Annotated in this window: 8 protein-coding genes; 1 reads left to right on the top strand and 7 read right to left on the bottom strand. The window is 77.9% G+C overall.

The genetic code is table 11. The annotated features are described in order from the left end of the window. Nucleotides 1-24 precede the first annotated feature (24 nt). Entirely contained in the window at nucleotides 25-1326 is a 1302-nt protein-coding gene (locus MLV88_RS00270; RefSeq protein WP_243336541.1) for a DUF4388 domain-containing protein, read from the top strand. Here the strand turns inward: MLV88_RS00270 and MLV88_RS00275 are convergent. From MLV88_RS00275 to MLV88_RS00305, 7 genes are all read right to left on the bottom strand, one after another. After that, nucleotides 1319-3634: a hypothetical protein gene (locus MLV88_RS00275; RefSeq protein WP_243336543.1), complete on the bottom strand. Its 2316-nt coding sequence runs from the start codon at nucleotides 3632-3634 to the stop codon at nucleotides 1319-1321. The genes MLV88_RS00270 and MLV88_RS00275 overlap by 8 nt on opposite strands. After that, nucleotides 3631-7065 (bottom strand): hypothetical protein, encoded by a 3435-nt coding sequence (locus MLV88_RS00280; RefSeq protein WP_243336544.1) that lies wholly within the window; start codon nucleotides 7063-7065, stop codon nucleotides 3631-3633. The genes MLV88_RS00275 and MLV88_RS00280 overlap by 4 nt, the downstream gene beginning before the upstream one ends. Continuing rightward, on the bottom strand, nucleotides 7062-8840 hold the full coding sequence (locus tag MLV88_RS00285) for a hypothetical protein (protein ID WP_242335348.1): 1779 nt from the start codon (nucleotides 8838-8840) through the stop codon (nucleotides 7062-7064). Before MLV88_RS00285 ends, MLV88_RS00280 begins: the two co-directional genes overlap by 4 nt. Before the next feature lie 11 nt (nucleotides 8841-8851). Next, nucleotides 8852-10444, bottom strand: a complete 1593-nt coding sequence (locus tag MLV88_RS00290; RefSeq protein ID WP_242335350.1) for a hypothetical protein — start codon at nucleotides 10442-10444, stop codon at nucleotides 8852-8854. 141 nt (nucleotides 10445-10585) lie between these two features. Further along, nucleotides 10586-11545 carry a hypothetical protein gene (locus tag MLV88_RS00295; RefSeq protein ID WP_242335352.1) on the bottom strand — a complete coding sequence of 320 codons (960 nt, stop codon included), beginning with the start codon at nucleotides 11543-11545 and terminating at the stop codon, nucleotides 10586-10588. 4 nt (nucleotides 11546-11549) lie between these two features. Continuing rightward, the gene (locus tag MLV88_RS00300) at nucleotides 11550-13352 is read right to left on the bottom strand and encodes a sensor histidine kinase (RefSeq protein WP_242335355.1); all 1803 of its coding nucleotides are present in this window, start codon (nucleotides 13350-13352) and stop codon (nucleotides 11550-11552) included. Further along, nucleotides 13349-16669 (bottom strand): response regulator, encoded by a 3321-nt coding sequence (locus tag MLV88_RS00305; protein ID WP_243336547.1) that lies wholly within the window; start codon nucleotides 16667-16669, stop codon nucleotides 13349-13351. Before MLV88_RS00305 ends, MLV88_RS00300 begins: the two co-directional genes overlap by 4 nt. Between the last annotated feature and the right edge of the window lie 31 nt (nucleotides 16670-16700).

The raw sequence follows: 16700 nt of genomic DNA on the forward strand, positions 1-16700 counted from the left end.
GTGCGTGATAGATTGCCGCGCAACGTGCGAGGCCCCCTCTCCGGCAAGCGTCTCCTGCTCGTCGCCGAGGATCGCGAGCTCGCCGCGATCGTCGCCGGCGCGGCCGCGCGGCTCGGCGGCGAGGTCGTGGGCGTGAAGTCCGGGCGGGCAGCGCTCGCCGCCGTCGCCGAACGTGCCCCGGACGCCGCCGTCCTGGATCTCCCGCTCCCCGACGTCCGCGGCAACGAGCTCATCGACGCGCTCGCGCGCGCGGGCGTCGCCGCGATCGTGGTCTCGGGCGTGCACCGTGGCACCCGCGCCGCCGAGGAGGTCCGGCGGCTGGGCGCGCGGGACTTCTTCGAGAAGCCCTTCGAGGTGGAGTCGCTCGTCGCCGCGGTCGCGCGGGCGGTGGGCGCCGAGGCGCCGGCGCTCGACGCCCCTGCGCCCGACGAGGTCACCGGGGCGCGCCCGCTCGAGCGCCACGAGGTGCCCGACGCGATCGCCGCCTCCTTCGCCGGCGAGGACGCGGCCGGCGCGACACCGGCTTTGCTCGCGGGGCTCGCGCTGCCCCTCCCCGCCGGCTCCTCCGCGCGCGTCCCGTCGCTCGACGCGCCGCCCCGGCCGAGCGGAGAGCTCTCCGAGGCGAGCGTGCCGCGCCTGTGCGTCGCGCTCCACGTGGGCCAGGCCACCGGCGCGCTCACCCTGGAGCGCGGCCCGGTGCGGAAGCTCCTTCTCGTCGAGCGCGGCGTGCCCGTGTACGCGGCCTCCAACGTGGCGGCGGAGCGCTTCGGCGCGATCTGCGTCCGGCTGGGCGACGCCACGGCCGAGGCGATCGAGACGATGGCGCGCGCCGCGCCGGAGGAGCGGCTCGGCGCGGCGCTCGTCTCGCGCGGCCTCGTCTCCGCCGGGAGGCGCCTGGAGATCGTCCAGGCGCAGGTCCGCGCGATCGTGTGGTCCACGTTCGAGTGGCGCGAGGGACGCTACGCGTTCCAGCCCGGGCGGCCGCCGCCGGACCGGCTCGACCTGCGGCTCCCCATGGCGGACCTGGTCCTCGAGGGCATGCGCCGCGCGGCGACGCTCTCGCGCCTGCGAGAGGAGCTCCCCTCGCACGTCCACCTCGCGCCGTCGCCGGATCCGGCGTTCGAGCTCTACGCCCTGAAGCTCCGGCGCGAGGAGGCGAAGCTCCTCGCCCTCGCGGACGGCACGAAGTCGGTCGCGGACCTCGTCCGCCTCTCGGAGGTGCCGGAGCGCGATGCGCTCGCGTTCCTCCAGGCGTGCCGGGTGATGCGCGTCCTCGAGGAGGTCGCGCGCGTCCTCGCAGGGACCCGCCGCATCGGCTTCATGTGACGCGCCGGCGCGCCCGCCTGTCCCGACCGCCCCGCGCCCGCCCGAGCGCGAGCCCCGCGACGGCGAGCAGCGAGGCGGCGCCGCCGCCACCGCCAGAGGCGCAGCCGCGGCCCGGGAGCCGCGCGCCGCCGTCGCTCGCCGCCGCGGCCGGCGCGAGGAGGTGTCCGCCCTCGGAGCGGACCTCCACCGCCGAGCCGCCCGGACCCCCGTCGCCGCTCACGGCCAGCTCGATGGTCACCTCTCCGCCTGCGGGGGGCAGCGCGTCGAGCACGAGCTCGGCGCCCCCGGCGGCCACCTCCGCCGCGTGGGCCCCCTTCACGCGCGGCGCCCCGACCGGCGCGACCCCGCGCAGCACGTCCACGATCCGCACGCGCGGCAACGCCGCGGAGATCCGGCTGCGGAGCCGCGTGCGGAGGATCGCCACCTCTCCCCGGGCGAGCGCCGCCGCGTCCGCGTCGTGGGTGACCTCGACGAGCCCGGTCGCGTCGAGGACGAGCGGGAGCGTCGCCGGCGGGCTCGTGACGCCCGTGTCGTCGGAAGCGACGAGCGTGACGGCAGGCGCGCCCGCGAGGACGGAGGGGTAGCTTGCCTCGGGGAGCTCCAGCGCCCGCCGGGACTCGGTCGGACCGGCGTCGAGCGTTCGCAGGGCGCCCGCCGGCAACCCGCTCGTCGTCCAGGTGAAGCGCACCGGACGCCCGCAGCCGCTCCACGCCTCGCCCTCGAGCACCGCCCCCGCCCCGCCGGGCGCGAGCGCGATCGCCTCGTGCCCCGGCCCGCCCGCCACGGCGAGGCGCGGCGCGGCGAGCCGCACCTTCACCGTCCCCGCCACCTCTCGAAAGACGCCCTCCGCGTCCGTCGCGCGCGCGACCACCGGCACGTCGCCCCCCGGACCGCAGAGGAGCGCGCCCGGGAGCGTCACCGCCGGGCCGAGACCGGCGGGGCTCGCGCCCGCGCCGACGAACCACTCGATCGAGACGGGACCCTCCGGATCCTGGGCCTCCACCGCGAGCGCGTGATCGACGCCGCGCTCCGCCTCGCCCGGGCTCCCCGCTGCCCAGGCGACGGTGGGCGAGCCGTCGGCGAGGTCGGGGTAGACGAGGAGCGCGCCCGCGCCGGTGCGCGGATCCTCGGCGAGCGCGATGAGGTCGGGCGCGCCCGAGCCGACCACGTCGGCCGCGACGATCTCCCTCACCGCGAGGGCGAGCGCGTCGCCGCGCCAGCTCGCGAGGCGCCCGCCCTCCGGCCAGAACACGACGATCTCGCCGAGGGTCCGGTCCCACGCGGCCGCGCCGACGACGCCGTCGATCGCCACGGCGCGCAGCGTGACCGGATCGACGAGCGGCTGCAGCTCCGGACGCCGGGTCAGGTTCGTCCAGGGCGCCGTGGCCAGGGCGGCGGGGTCGCCGGGGTTCCGGACGGAGACGAGCGCGCCGGTCGCGCCCGGCGCGGTCGCCCAGACGGCGAGCGACATCACCAGCTCCGGCACGCCGTCGAGATCGACGTCGACCGCCGCGACGCCCTGGACGTCCCCCTGCCGCACGCCCGCGGGGAGCCACGTCGCCTGCCACTCGGGGACGTGATCGCCGACCTTCACGGCGGTCAGGTGGACCCCCGCGAGGCCGACGCCCGCGTCGGGCGCCCGCCCGTGCACGAGGAGCTGCACCTCTCCGAGCCCGGGCAGCGCGAGATCGTCGAGCCCGAGCGCCCGGGCCGTGGGCCCGAGCCGCAGCGGGTACACCTGATCCGTGAGCCCGACGCGCGAGAGCACCACCCCGATCGTCCAGGCCGCCGCGTCCGCACGCCTGCAGCCGCTCACGTCCACCGCCTGGACCACGCCGGGGAGCCAGCCGCCGGTGCCCACGGGCGCCACCGCCACGTCAGCTCCGGCCCGGAGCCGCGCCGCCGTCACGCTGGGCGCGCCCCCGGTGAACAGCCCGGGGACGACGCACAGCGGGCTCGCCGAGGCGCCCCACGACACCGACACGCCGTCGCCGCGCGCGAACACGAGATCCGCGCGCACGGCGGGGCCGCGGAGGAACGCGGCGGCCACGTCGCGCGCGCTCGCGTCCACGGGGCGACCCGGCGTCGCCGCCACGGCCAGCTGGCGATGAAGCCTCACCTCCGCCCCGGCGCCGGTGGACGAGAGGAGGAGCACGTCGTTCGCGGGCGCGTCGCTCGCGATGGGGGCGACCGCCAGCTCGGCGCGGCCGTCGGGGATGGCGATCCGCATGGGGTCGGCCCGGAGCTGTGCGCGCGCGGGGGGAGCGAGGACGGCGGCGAGGACCGCGGTGCAGAGGAGGCGCTTCATGGGCCGTAGGCGAGCTGGGCGCGCAGGAAGATCCGGCCGTCGTCCCGGGGCGCGATCCCGTCGCCGGAGAAGCCGAGGAACGTGTAGCCGAGCGCGATGCGGCTCTGGCCGGCCCGGACCCCGGCCTCGGCGCGGACCGCGTCGAGATCGCCGATCGGCAGGCCCTCGAGCGAGGCGCGGCGGGCGTACTCCGCGCCGACGTCCAAAGGCCCCCCGACGCGCACGACCGCGCGGACGCTCCCCGACGCGCGCTCGTCCCGTACGCCCTCCGCGCGCTGCCACCCGATCGCCGCCCCCGCGCCGAGCGAGAGGCGCTCGGCCACGTCGGCCGTCCCGGCGAGGCGTCCCACGAGCGCGTCGCGCCGGATCGCGCCCGGGCGCTGATCGGCGAGCCGCGCGAGGCTGACGAGGATCCCGGCGCGCTCGAGCCGGAGCGCCGCGCCGGCGGCGGCCTCGAACGCGAGCGCCTCGCGCGCGCCCGCGGCGTGCGCCCAGGCGGCGCGGGTCGAGAGCGTGAGCCGGGAGAGCGCGCTCCACTCCGCGGCCCCACCCGTCGCCACCCGAGCGTCGCCCCCGTCGCGCCGGGCCTCGCCGCGGAGCGCGAGCCGCACCGGCCCGCGGACGAGCGCCGCGGCGCCGCCGGCCCCCGACCGCTCGAGGTCGCTCCCGTCCGGTCGGAGCCGCGCCCCGCGCTCGCCGGTCACCGTGAGCGTGAAACCACGGAGCGGCGAGACGCTCGCGCCCACCACGCGGGCGGCGCGGAGCCCGAGCGCGTCGCGCACGAACTGCTCCTCCGTGAACACCTCCGTCGCGCCGGCGCGGCGGCGGGCACCGAGGGCGCTCCCCGCCTCGCGAAACGCCGAGGGCGCGTCGGGATCCACGGTGTAGGTGCCGTACACCGCCTCGCCGTCGCGGCCGCGCTCTCCGCCCACGAGCACCCGCGGGCCGAGCTCGGGGCCCCACCCGCCCCGCACCGAGAGCCGCCCGTCGCCCCGGTGCACCGTCGCGCCCGCGGCGGTGAAGGTGGGATCGCGGCCGGCGCCCGAGACCGCGAGCCCCTGGTGGTGGGAGAGGTCGAGCGAGAGGCCCGGCGCGGCGCGCCAGCTCGCGCGAACGCCCGCGGACGTCTCCTCGCCGGGCTCGGGCGCGACGAGCCGCGCGTGCGCCGCCTCGGCGGTGAGCGCGACGCCGCCCACCCGCGCCGTCCCGCGGCCGACGAGCCGCCGCGCCTCGTTCGGCGTGGCGTCGCCCTCCTCCGCCGGACCCGCGCCCTCGCGCTCCGCGTAGATGGCGGTGGCGGTGAAGATCCCGGCGTGCCCCCCGGCCTCGACCCCGCGCTCGCGCGCGGCGACCGGCTCGGCGAACTCGAAGTCGACGTAGCCCGCCTCGCGCTCGCGCCACCACGCCGCGTACCGCCCCGGCCCGATGGCGCCCTGCGCCTCGACGTGCACCGCGCCGGCCTCGCCTTCGCCCGCCGCCACGGGCGCGAAGATGATCCCGCCGTCCGCGCTCCTCCCGAACGCGCTCCCCGCCGCCTCGCCGAAGGGCGTGCCCCGGCTCCGGGCCGCCTCGGCGCGGAGGAGGAGCGGCGCACCGAGGTCGAGCGACGCCGCCCCGGCGGCGAGGCGGTAGCCGCCGGCGCGCTCCTCGTTCGCGCCATGCACGGCCAGCGTGAGCGGTCCGGCCGCCGCGCCGACCCGGCCGCCGGCGAGGTCCTCCCCGCCGGGACCGGTCGCGGCGTGTTGATAGTCGACGACGACGATCGCGCGCTGGGCCGAGAACGGCTCTCCGGTCGCGAGCACGGGCGGCGCCGCGGCGGACGAGAGCGGATGCGCGAGCACGATCCTGCCGCTCGCCCAGTCCACCTCGTAGTCCTCGCCGCGGACGAGCACGCGCCCGCCGCTCGCGAGGCCGGTGAGGGGATCGCGCCACTCGACGCGCACGGCCTCGCTCCCCGGGACGATCTCTCCGTGGGAGAGCCAGAAGAACGCACCGCCGGTGGCGGCGAGCACGTCGTGCGCCACCTGCGGCGGCGCGTTCCCGCCGGCGTCGGTCCGCAGGGTCGCGCCGAAGGCGCTCGCCTCGACGCGCAGCGGCCCGAGCTCCCGCTCGCCGCGAGCCTTCGCGCCGAAGAGCGCGCGATCGTAACGCCCGAGCTCCGCGCCGGTGAGCCCGGCGCGGCTCTTGCCGAGGTCGAGCCTCGCGCCGGGCGCCTCCACGCGCGCCCAGATGCGGCCGCGGCCGGGGTTCCGGTCGTCGGCGGCGGAGTCGTCGCCCGCCGTGAGGAAGGTCCGCTCCGGATCGAGCGCGTGCTCGGCCGCGAGCGCGTCGCGAGGCCGCGCCAGGTCCGCGAGCGATCCCTCTCGATCGTCCAGGTCGAGACCCGCCGCGTACTCCACCGGGCCGGCCCTGCCCGCCGCCGTCCCGGCCCCCCGCGCCGTGACGAGGAACCCCGCGTCGCCGCCGAGCGACAGCTCCAGCTCCGCGAGCGCCACCCCTGCGCGAAGCCCGCTCGCGCCGGGGAGTGGCAGCGGGACGACGAGCGGCGGCGCATGGCCGGTTCGCAGCTCGAGCGTCGCGTCCGCCGCGCCGGGCGGGGCGAAGGCGGCGAACGCGCCGGAGCGGAGCGGCGCCGGCACGATCCCCGCGACGACCACCCGCGCTCCCCGCGGGACGGACCCGAGCACGAGCACGCCGCCGCCCGCGGCGGCGCCGACCGCCAGCGCCGCCACGCGCACCGGCGCGACGGGCAGGACGAGGTCCCCGCCGCGCGCCCGCGCGACTCGCTGGACGGTCCACGAGTACACCGAGAGCCCGCCGTCGGCCGAGCGCACCACGACGGGGAAGGCGTTGTCGCCGGGAGCGAGCTCGACCTCGGCGTGGAACGTGCCGTCCTCCTGGACCTCGGCGCGCACGCCCGCGACCGTCACCGTCGCGCCGGGCGCGGCGCGGCCATCGAGCGTCCACCCGAGGCGCCCGTCCTGGCGCGGGGGCGGCGCGCGAGACGCGCGCGGGTCGTCCGGCGGCGCGGGCTCGAGCGTCGGCGCGGCGGCCCGAGGAGAGGGCACGGCGAGATCGACCGCGGCGGCGCCCGCGAACCCGAGCTCGAAGGCGCGGCTCGCGCCGAGCCCCTCGGCGGTCACGAGGTGCCCCCCGTACGCGGTCCGGTCGCGGAGCACGATCCGGCCGGGCACCTCCAGCAGGTGATAGCCCCCGCGACCGTCGGCGATCGCGATGGCACCGTCCTCGGAGAGCACGCGCGCGCCCGCCACCCCGGGCTCGTCCGCGCCGCAGCGGCCGTCGCCATCGAGATCCACGCACACGCGCCCGAGCACCGCCCCACCCGGCTCGCGCGCCGCGCCGAAGCTCACCGCCTGGGCGAGGGCAACCGCCGGCACGAGCGCCGCGAGCCAGGGCAGCGCGCGGATCAAGGACCGACCTCCAGCACGGCCGCGACGCCGGTCTCCGTGTCCACGACGGCCACGGTCCCCGCACCCTCGGCGATGGCCGCGCGGCCGCCGTCGCCCGCGGGCTCCGCCGGTCCCACGGTCACCCCGCGCGCGCGAAGCACGACCCGCCGTCCGGGGAGCGGACGACCGTCGGCGTCCTCGATCCGCCAGGCGATGGTACGTCCCTCGAGCTGCGCCACCACGTTCACCGGCGAGGCCGGACGGAGCGCCACCTCGACCTCGCGGGCCACGGCGAAGGTGGGGACCACCGGCACGGCCCCGGCCCAGCCCGCCGCACGCGCCCCACCCGGCGCGGTGACGGTCTCGGTGGGGCCCCGCGCCCGCGCGCTGGCCTCGCCGCGCGCGTCCGTCACGGCGCCCTCGCCGGAGCCGAACCGCAGCGCGACGCCGGCGGCGGGGCGCGCGTCCACTGTCCGGGCGGTGGCGATCCAGCGGCTCCCGTCGCGCCGCAGCGTGAGGGTCGCGGCCTCTCGTCCGGGCGGGAGCTCGAAGCGCAGCGGCGCCCGGAACTTCCAGTCCGCGGACGCGCGCGGCGCGACGAAGCGATCCCACACGAGCAGCCCGGCCTCGGCGCGGGGCGGACCGACGGCGTGGCCCAGCAGATCGCCGCGGGCGTCCCGCACGGTCGCCTGGGCGGGCACGGTGGCGCCGAGTGGCACCGGCTCTCGCGCGAGGGCGAGGTCGATCCGCTCCGGCGCACCCGCGACGAGCGCCACCGGGACCGCGGTCTCCGCCACGCGCGCGAGCCGCACCACCACCGCGTCGTCCTTCCCCGCGCCGCCCGCGGGCGCACGGTAGCGAGCGCGCTGCAGCGCCCCGCGCCATGGCACGACGGCACCCACCGTGCCCGCGCGCGCTGCGGCGGCGAGGGGCGCCTCCGGGTCGAGCTCGGCGCGCGGGTTCGCGGCGAGACAGTGCAGGGAGGCCTCGCTCGCGCCGTCGGCGGGCAGCGCGGGCGGGAACGCGAGGCAGACGAGCCGCGCCTCTCCGCGCAGTCGCAGGTCGAGCTCCGTCCGGCTGCGGTTCCCCGCCGGATCGAGGGTGATCGCGCGCGCCTTCCGCACGCCCGGGGGGACGACGAGTGGGATCCTGAAGCGGCCGCGACGGTCCGCCCGCGCCGGGCCGAACGCCCGGCCGCCGACGACGACCGTGGTCCGGGTGCCGGGCTCGGCCTCCCCGGGGAGCTCCACCGCCGCGGCGATCGGGATGGCGACGCCGCCGATCGCCCGGGGCGTCGGGCAGAGCGGGCAGCGCGGCGCGAGGGCGAGGATCGCCGCGACCTCGGGCACGGCGCCGGCGGTCGGCTCGTAGGTCGCGCGCCAGCGCCCGGGCCCCGCGGGAACCGGCGCGGAGACGTGCCCTGGCGAGGCGACGAGCACGGGCGCGGGCGCCTCGACGTCGGGAGCGCCGTCGGGCCCGCGGACCTCGAGCGCGATCGCGACGGTCGCGTCCCTGCCCTTCACCGGCAGCTCGGGCTCGGCGCTGATGGCGATCTCGCCGGGCGGCGGCCCCACCTCCGCGGAGGCTCGCGCGCCACCCGCCGCGAGCGCGACGCGCCGCGCGTCCGCGGCCGGAGTGACGCGCCAGAGGCCCTCTCCGGCAGGCGCGACGGCGGCGCCTTCCGCGGACAGCTCGCCGCCGCCCTGGACCGCCACGAGCTCTCCGTCCGGCGAGAGCGGCCAGGGCGGGAGGAGGATGCCTCCCGCAGCGAGCGCGAGCGCGAGCAGCGCAGCCACGTCGGCTCCCGTCAGTCTCGCGCCGCGCGGCGCCGCAGCCGCACGAGCGCCAGGGCGCCCGCGAGCGCGAGCCCACCGGTGCCGCCCCCGCTCGCGCAGCCCGAGCCTGGAGGCGGCGCCTTCGGGCCAGCCCCGCCGCCGTCCGTCCCCGGGGTGCCGGTTTCGACCGGGCCGGGGCGGGGGTCGGAGTCGGGCGGAGGCTCACCGGCGACGGGTGGCTCCGCGGGCGCCGGCGGCGGCGGCGGCTCCGGAGGGCCCGCGTCGCCGTCATTCGGATCGCGCGTGCGATCGGCGAGCACCCGCACCCGCAGCGACGCCCCGCGGCTCCCCGAGAGGCCGCCCGAGAGCAGGCCGTCGCCCCCGCGCGCGACGGTCCTGCGCTCGAGGTGCGCCCGGTCGCCGAGGAGGTCCGCCGTCCCGGCGAGGCGCTCGCCGTCCAGCGCGACCCACGCGGCGGTGATGCGCGACGCGTCGATGCAGACGAGGACCGGCAGATCGGCGCCGGCCCGGTCCGAGAAGGCGAGCTCGCCCTCGACGCGCGCGCCGGGGGCGCGTGACAGCGCCAGCTCCGCGAGCACCTCCGCGGCGGGGTCGTCGCAGCGCGCGCCACGCGGGATCGTCGCTCCCCCGCCGCCCGCGAGCGCGAGCGGCAGCGTGTAGAGCCCCACGTCGAGCCCGTCCGCGCTGCGCTCCGCGAAGGTCACCCGGACCGCGTCGGCGTCGCCCGAGACGTCGCCCAGGAGCTGCTCCGCCGTGGATGGACGCGGCACGTCGAGGAACGCCGTGCGAAAGTTCCAGAGCAGCACCCGGGAGCGTCCGGTGGAGAGATCCTCGAGCGCGACCCAGTCGCCCGACAGGCGCGGATGGCGCTGCTCGCCGGGCAGGCGCAGCGCCGCCAGCAGCGCCCCGCCCGCGTCGTAGACCTCGACGTCCGCGTCCACGCCCGTGGTCGCCCGCGCGACGGCGATCCGGAGCGCTCCGGGGCCGCCGTCGATCGCGACGCCCGTCGCTCGCCCCTCGCAGACGACGCTCGACTCGCCCCGCGCGACGTCCTCCAGCCGGACCGCGCCGCCCGAGGCGTCGTCGACGAAGGCGACGGAGGTGCCGCTCACGGCCGGCTGGCGCTGGTCTCCCGCGGCGGCGAGGGTGCCTTCGCGAGCCGTCCCGCCTCCGAAGGCGAAGAAGCCGATGTCCCGCTCGCCCGGCGCGCCCTCCTCCCAGGCCACCACGGAGGTGGACACGGACGGCGCCGCCGCGCCCGGCTCTGACCCGGCGCGGAGGAGGGCGCCGGTGGCGAGGTACGCGACCGCCACGCCGGCGGGCACGCGGTAAGCGACGACGGAGCGGGCGACGTCCGGCGAATCCGCGTCGCCCGGCCCCGCGGCGACGGCGCGCGTCGTGCCGGTGAGGAGGTCGAACGCGAGCACGTCGCGGCTCGTACCGCCGGCGTCGGTGTAGACCACGAACCGACCGTCGATGGCCGGGTCGCGCTGATCGCCAGGGCCCGTCGCGATCCAGGTGAAGGTTCCGCCGGGCGCCGCGACCGCGGCGGACGGCACCGCGAGCGCCAGCGCGAGGCCGGCGATGTGGCTGCGAGTGAGCAAGCTTCCCCCGAGGTGGATATCGGAGGATATCGCGACCCCCTGTCCGCCCCAACCCACCCCAGGTCGCCGACCGGGCGATGGGTTTCGCCGGACTCGTGGGGAAAGGTGAGATACCGCCGAACGGCGGGGGCGAGGCCGGCGCTACGGCTTTTCCCAGAGATCCTGCGTGTCGAAGCGGGCGTCCGGCGCGTGCGTGTCGAGCACCAGCATCGGCCCGTGCGCCGCCGCCTCCAGCCCGCCCACCGCGCGCGCATGCGCGGCGAGGCGCTGCTCACCCTCGTGCAGCACGATCACGTGCGTGAAGCGACCGTCCGGCTCGAGCTTCACGGAGGCGCCGCCGATCACGACGATCGCCCCGGGCGCCGTGCGGCCGGTCACGACCACGCTGCCCCGGTTCGTCCTGCGCAGGGCGGGCCAGCTCACCTCGAGGGGCAGCGACGACGCGATCGCGGTCGCGGCCTGCGGCGGTCGCCCCTCGAGCGCGAGCGACTGCTGACCCGCCGTGAGCGCGACCGCGCCGCCGGCGGCGCCGAGCACGGCGCCGCCCTCGCGCACGGCGACCGCGAGGGAGCCGCCCTGCCGCGCGACCGAGAGGGTGCCGCGCTCGCTCCGCACCGACGCGCCCGGAGCGGCCGCGATCTCCAGCGCGCCTCCCGCGACGGTCGCGCTGAGATATCCGGCGCCCAGGCGCAGCAGCGCGAGCTCGGCCGACGCCGTCCCGACCTCGAGCTGGCCGGCCTCCTCGAGGACGACCCCGTACGATCCCCCCGAGATCCTGACGCGCGCGCCCGCGCTCGCGACGAGCGCGTCCTCCAGCTGCAGCGCGTCGCCAGGCCGGGCGGGGGCCGCGACGCCGCCGCGGACGAGCGCGACGTCACCGACGACCTCCGCGACCGCCAGGCGAAGCCGGCCCGGCGACGGGTGAGCCTGGGCGGGACCCTCAGGACCTGCCCGCGGAGGAGGCGGCTCGTCGGCGAGGACGACGACGGGGTCGCGCTCCCCCGGCGGCGGACCGAGGATGAGCGCGTAGGCGCCGCCGGTGGCCGCCAGCAGGGCCGCGACGAGGATCCAGAAGATCGTGCGCTCGCGCCGGTCGTCCATGACCCTACGCCGCCGTCGCCGCGGAGGAGCCTGCCGCCGGCAGCCGCACCGTGAACGTGCTCCCGTCGCCCGTCCGGCTCTCCACGTCGATCCGGCCGCCGTGCTCCGCGACGATCCGGTAGGAGACCGACAGCCCCAGCCCGACGTTGCTCCACTGATCCTTCGTCGTGAAGAACGGCTCGAAGATGCGCGGCAGGTGCTCCGGGGCGATCCCCTTCCCCTCGTCCTGCACCACGATCTCGACCTCGCCCCCGGAGCTCCGCGTCGCGATCCGGATCGCGCCGCCAGGCCTCCCCAGGCACGCGGTCCGGGCGTTCGAGAGCAGGTTCAGCACGACCTGCGCGAGGTGGCCGGGATCCCCTCGCACCCGCGGCGCGGGCGAGGCGAGCGACACGTCGATCGGGATGCCCGCCTCGCGGAGGTGCCCCTCGACGAGCGCGAGCGACTCCGAGACGACCCGGTTCGCGTCGAGGTCGCGGAAGTCGGGCTCGGGGCGCTGCTGGCTGAAGCGGAGCAGCTTCTGGGTGATGTCGCGGCAGCGCCGGGCGAGCGTCTCGATCTTCTCGAGCGACTCGCGGTCGGGGTGCCCGGGGGGCATCGCCTCGAGCAGGAGCTGCGCGTTCCCGAGGATCCCCGTGAGCGGGTTGTTGATCTCGTGCGCGACGCCCGCGCCGAGCTGGCCGATCCCGGCGAGCTTCTGGGCCTCGAGGAGCTGCGCCTGGGCCTCGCGCAGCTCGCGCGTGCGCAGCTCCACCTCGCGCTGCAGATCCTCGTTCCAGCGCTCGAGCCGCTGGCGGGCGGTGCCGAGCTCGTCCGCCATCGCGTTGAAGGTGCGCGACACCGCCGCGACCTCGTCGCGCCCGTCCGCGGGGAGCCGGACCGCCACCTCTCCCGCGCCGAGCGCGCGGGCGGCCGCGTCGATGCGCGAGAGCCCGACCGCCGTGCGCCGGACGACGAGGAACGAGATCGCGAGCACGCCCAGTGCCACGAGCGCGCAGGCGGTGAGCGCCGCGTGGCGCAGGCCGACGATCGAGCCGTAGGCGACCTTCGCGGGGACCACGACGAGGACGCTCCACCCCGAGGAATTGCGGAGGGGCGCCCAGGCCGCGAGGGCGCTCCGGCCCTGGAGCGTCCCTGCGCGCGCGGGATCGAGCCGTCCCGCGAGCTCCGCGCGCGCCGCCTCCTCGAGCGGGGGCGCGCCCGCGGACGCGACGACCACTCGCGCCCCGTCGACGAGGTAGACCGCCCCGCCCTCGGGCACCGCGGCGTCGAGCCGCGGCTGCACGAGCTCCGTCCCGAGCCGCACGCCCACGAGCCAGGTGCGCCCTTCGCGGACGGGCAGGGCGCGGACGGCCGCGAGGTGCGCGCCGGCCCCGGGCTCGTCGTACGCGAGCAGCACGAGCCCGGGCAGCGCGCGCTCCCCGGCGGCGCGCACCGCAGCGAGGAACGCGTCCGCGGCGGCTCCCGACCCCGTGACCAGCGCGCGCGTCCTGCCGCTCGCGTCCACGATGGCGCTCGCCTCCGCGGCCGGGAGCTGGCGCGAGAGGACGACGAGGAGCCAGCGCCGCTCGGCCTCGTCGAGGCGGTCGGGCCGCCAGCTCTCCGCCGCCGCGCCGAGGGTCGCGTCGATCTGGGCGAGCTCCGCGGCCACGCTCGCCGCGCCGGAGCGAGCGCGGGCGAGGTGCTCCGCGGACGTGCGGCGGACGAGCTCGCGCTGGGCCCACGCCGCGATCGGGAAGCCGACTCCGACGACCGGTGCGAGCGAGGCTGCGAGGAGGACGAGCGCGAGCTTGCGCTGCAGCGTCATGCCGCCGCCCCGCCGCCGCCCGTGGCGCCCCCGGCGACGACGACCGGGCCCGCCGTGGCGGCCGGGTCGTCGCAGAGGTGGACGCTGCCGGGCACCTGCTTCGCTCGCTCCTTCAGCTCGGAGGCGGCGCGGGCGACGTCCGCGTGGGCGGCGTACCGACCGGGCGGCGCGACGACGGTCGCGATGGAGAGCGACAGGATCGGGAACTGGCGCGGGACGCCGAAGCGATCGGCCGCCTCGATGAAGCCGCGTTCGCGGTCCTCGCGGTCGTAGTACAGCGGGATCACGCGGTCGAAGGTGGAGATGATCTCCCGGCACACCGCCCCGGCGCGCTCGGGCGCGGTGAGCACGACGAAGTCGTCCCCGCCGATGTGCCCGAGGAACGCGGCCTCGCCGCCGTGCTCGGTCACCGCGTGCCGGAGGATGCCCGCCGTCTGGATGATGACGCCGTCGGCCTTGGCGTAGCCGTAGTGGTCGTTGAACGCCTTCAGGTTGTCGAGATCGACGTAGGTGAGCGCGAACGGGACGCGCCCGCCGAGCCGCCGCTCCACCTCCTGATCGATGGCGCGTCCGCCCGGCAGCCGCGTCATCGGAGAGGCGTGGAGCGTCGCCTCGCGCCGGCGCAGCACGGCGTCGACCCGGGCGACGAGCTCCTGCGCGTCGAAGGGCTTCGTGAGGTAGTCGTCGGCCCCGAGCCGGAGCGCGCGCACCTTGTCGGCGGTCTCGCCGCGCGCGGAGAGGAACACGACCGCGAAGGGCTCGGAGGCGCGCTCCTCGGCGAGCCCCTCGAGCAGCGCGAAGGCGTTCCCGTCCGGCAGCTGCACGTCGACGAGCAGGAGCTGCGGCCGCTTCTCCTGCACGATGCGGCGGGCCTCGGCGGCGGTGTCCGCCTCGAGGACCTCGTAGCCCTGGCTCGCGAGCACCTCCGCCGAGATGGCGCGGATGGCGGGGTCGTCGTCGACGACGAGCACGCGCCCGCCGGCAGGCCGCCCCCGCCGGAGCAAGGGCTCCGCGGCGGCGGCGAGCACCGGGGGCAAGGAAGGCTTCGTCACGAACGCCTCCGCGCCGGCCCGGAACGCCGCCTCGCGCTGGCTCGGGTCGGCGAAGGCGAGCACGGCCGCCTGCCGCGTGTCCGCGTCGTGGCGCAGGATGTCCGCGAGGGGCACGCCCGCGAGCGTGACGACCCGCGGGTCGTACACGACGAGGCGCGGGCGGCGGCGGCGGGCCTCCGCGAGCGCCTCGTGGGGATCGCTCGTCGCGTGGCACCGCATCCCCCGCGCCTCCAGCACGCCGCGGGTGAGCGTCGCCGCGTCGGGCTCGTCGACCACGAGGACGAGCGGCGCCTCGGCCGCGATCGGCCCGCGGTCGACCGGCGTCGCGGGCGGCTCCTCCGGCAGCACGACCACGAAGCGCACGCCGTCGCCCGGGCTCTCCGCCCAGATCGCGCCGCCGTGCGCCTCGACGATGCCGCGGCAGATGGAGAGCCCGAGCCCCGTGCCGCGCACGCGCCGGTTGCGATCGGTGCGCGCCTGCTCGAACTTTTCGAAGATCCGCTCCAGGTCGGGCTCGGAGATCGCCTCGCCGGCGTTCCAGACCGACAGCCCCAGCATCCCCGGGAGCGCCGGCGAGCGGAAGAGCCGCACGCGGATGACGCTGTTCTCGGGCGCGAACTTGATGGCGTTCGTGAGGAGGTTCGACAGCACCTGGCCCACGCGGCCCGGATCCGCGAGGAGCCGCACCGGGGCGGGCGGGGTCTCCACGGCGACCTCCTGCCCGCGCTCCGCGGCGGCTGGCTGGTACCGCTCCACGGTCGCGCGCACGAGCTCGTCGAGGCGCGTGACCTCCGGCGACATCTCGAGCCTGCCCTTCGCGAGGCGCGCGAGGTCGAGGAGGTCGTCGACGAGCCCGTTCAGCTTCTCGGTCGACTCCCGCGCCATGCGGAGGTAGCGCCCCTGCTTCGGCTCCAGGTCCCCGGCGAGACCGGAGAGCACCAGATCGAGCGCGCCGGTGATCGAGGTGAGCGGCGTGCGCAGCTCGTGGCTCACGACCTGGACGAACTCCTCCTTGCGCTCCTCGAGCCGCTTCTGCTCGGTGACGTCGCGCAGGGCGATGGCGACGCCGGCGAGCCGGCCGTCCGGCTCGGCGACCGGCGAGACGATCGACGAGAGCGTCCGGTCGAGGAGGTGCACCTCCTCCTGGACGAACGCGCGGCCCGACGGATCGGGCTCGAGACCGCGCACGAGGTCGAACGGGTAGAAGCCGAGCGCGTCCTTGAGCCACTTGACCGGCAGCGGCCCCTCGAGCGCGGCCCCCAGCATGCGGCGCGCGGCGGGGTTCGCGATCACCTCGTCGGACCCGGTCGCGGCGAAGAGCAGGCCGTCCGCCATGCACTCGACCACGCGCTCGAGCCGCTGCCGCTCGCCGGCGTGCTTGGCGCCGAAGGCCCGCAGCGCCGCGCCGAGCTCGTTCACGAAGACGTCGAGGATGCGCGAGTCGCCGTCGCCGAACGCGCCGGGGGCGGCGCTCTCGAGCAGGACGACACCCGCCGTGGCGCCGTCGACCTGGAGCGGGACGGCGAGGCGCGAGCCGAACGCGCTCGCCCGGCCGGCGCCGCCGAGCACGCGGATCTGCAGCGACGACTCGGCGAGGCGTGATCCCGAGTGCTCCGCGTACGCGGCGAGCGCGTCCTCCTTCACCTGCAGGAGCGCCGAGTCGGAGAGCCGCGCCACGGGCTTGAGGAGCAAGAGGGGGGCGCTGCCGGGGGGAGCGAAGAGCGCGGCGGCGACGTCGCACGGGACGATGCGCGGGAGCCGCTCGACGACGCTCTCGAGGAGGCTCGTGTGGCTCTCCGCGACGCTCGCCTCCCGGGCCACCTCCGCGGCGACCTGGAGGGCCTGGAGCCGGCGCTCCGCCTCGGCGAGCAGGCGCGCGTGCTCCCGCTTCAGGTGGACCTGCTCGAGGGCACGGACCACCGTCTGGCGGAGATCCGCGCTCTCCCACGGCTTCACGAGGTACCGGTAGACCTCGCCGCGGTTGATCGCCTCGACGAGCTCGCGCGGCTCGGTGTAGGCCGTGAGCAGGATGGCGCAGAGGTCGGGGCGCTTTCGCCGCGCCTCGGAGACGAGCTCGACCCCGCTCATGCCCGGCATGCGCTGGTCGGTGACGAGGAGCTCGACCTCCCGCTCGGAGAGGATCTTCAGCGCTTCTTCGGCGCCGCCCGCCGTGAGCGCCTCGTAGCCATCCTGCGGCGGGAACGTGCGCCGCAAGAGGCCGAGCACTTCCGGCTCGTCGTCCACGAAGAGGATGACGTGAGGCATTCCTGAAGCGCGCCCCCCGGCGAGCGAGAAA

The sequence above is a fragment of the Anaeromyxobacter soli genome (genome assembly GCF_022808855.1).
Taxonomy (GTDB): Bacteria; Myxococcota; Myxococcia; order Myxococcales; family Anaeromyxobacteraceae; genus Anaeromyxobacter; species Anaeromyxobacter soli.

Excerpts from the sequence above, each read along its gene's own strand:
- MLV88_RS00275 (WP_243336543.1), bottom strand. The coding sequence starts at position 3,634 with ATGAAGCGCCTCCTCTGCACCGCGGTCCTCGCCGCCGTCCTCGCTCCC.
- MLV88_RS00295 (WP_242335352.1), bottom strand. The coding sequence starts at position 11,545 with ATGGACGACCGGCGCGAGCGCACGATCTTCTGGATCCTCGTCGCGGCC.
- MLV88_RS00300 (WP_242335355.1), bottom strand. The coding sequence starts at position 13,352 with ATGACGCTGCAGCGCAAGCTCGCGCTCGTCCTCCTCGCAGCCTCGCTC.
- MLV88_RS00305 (WP_243336547.1), bottom strand. The coding sequence starts at position 16,669 with ATGCCTCACGTCATCCTCTTCGTGGACGACGAGCCGGAAGTGCTCGGC.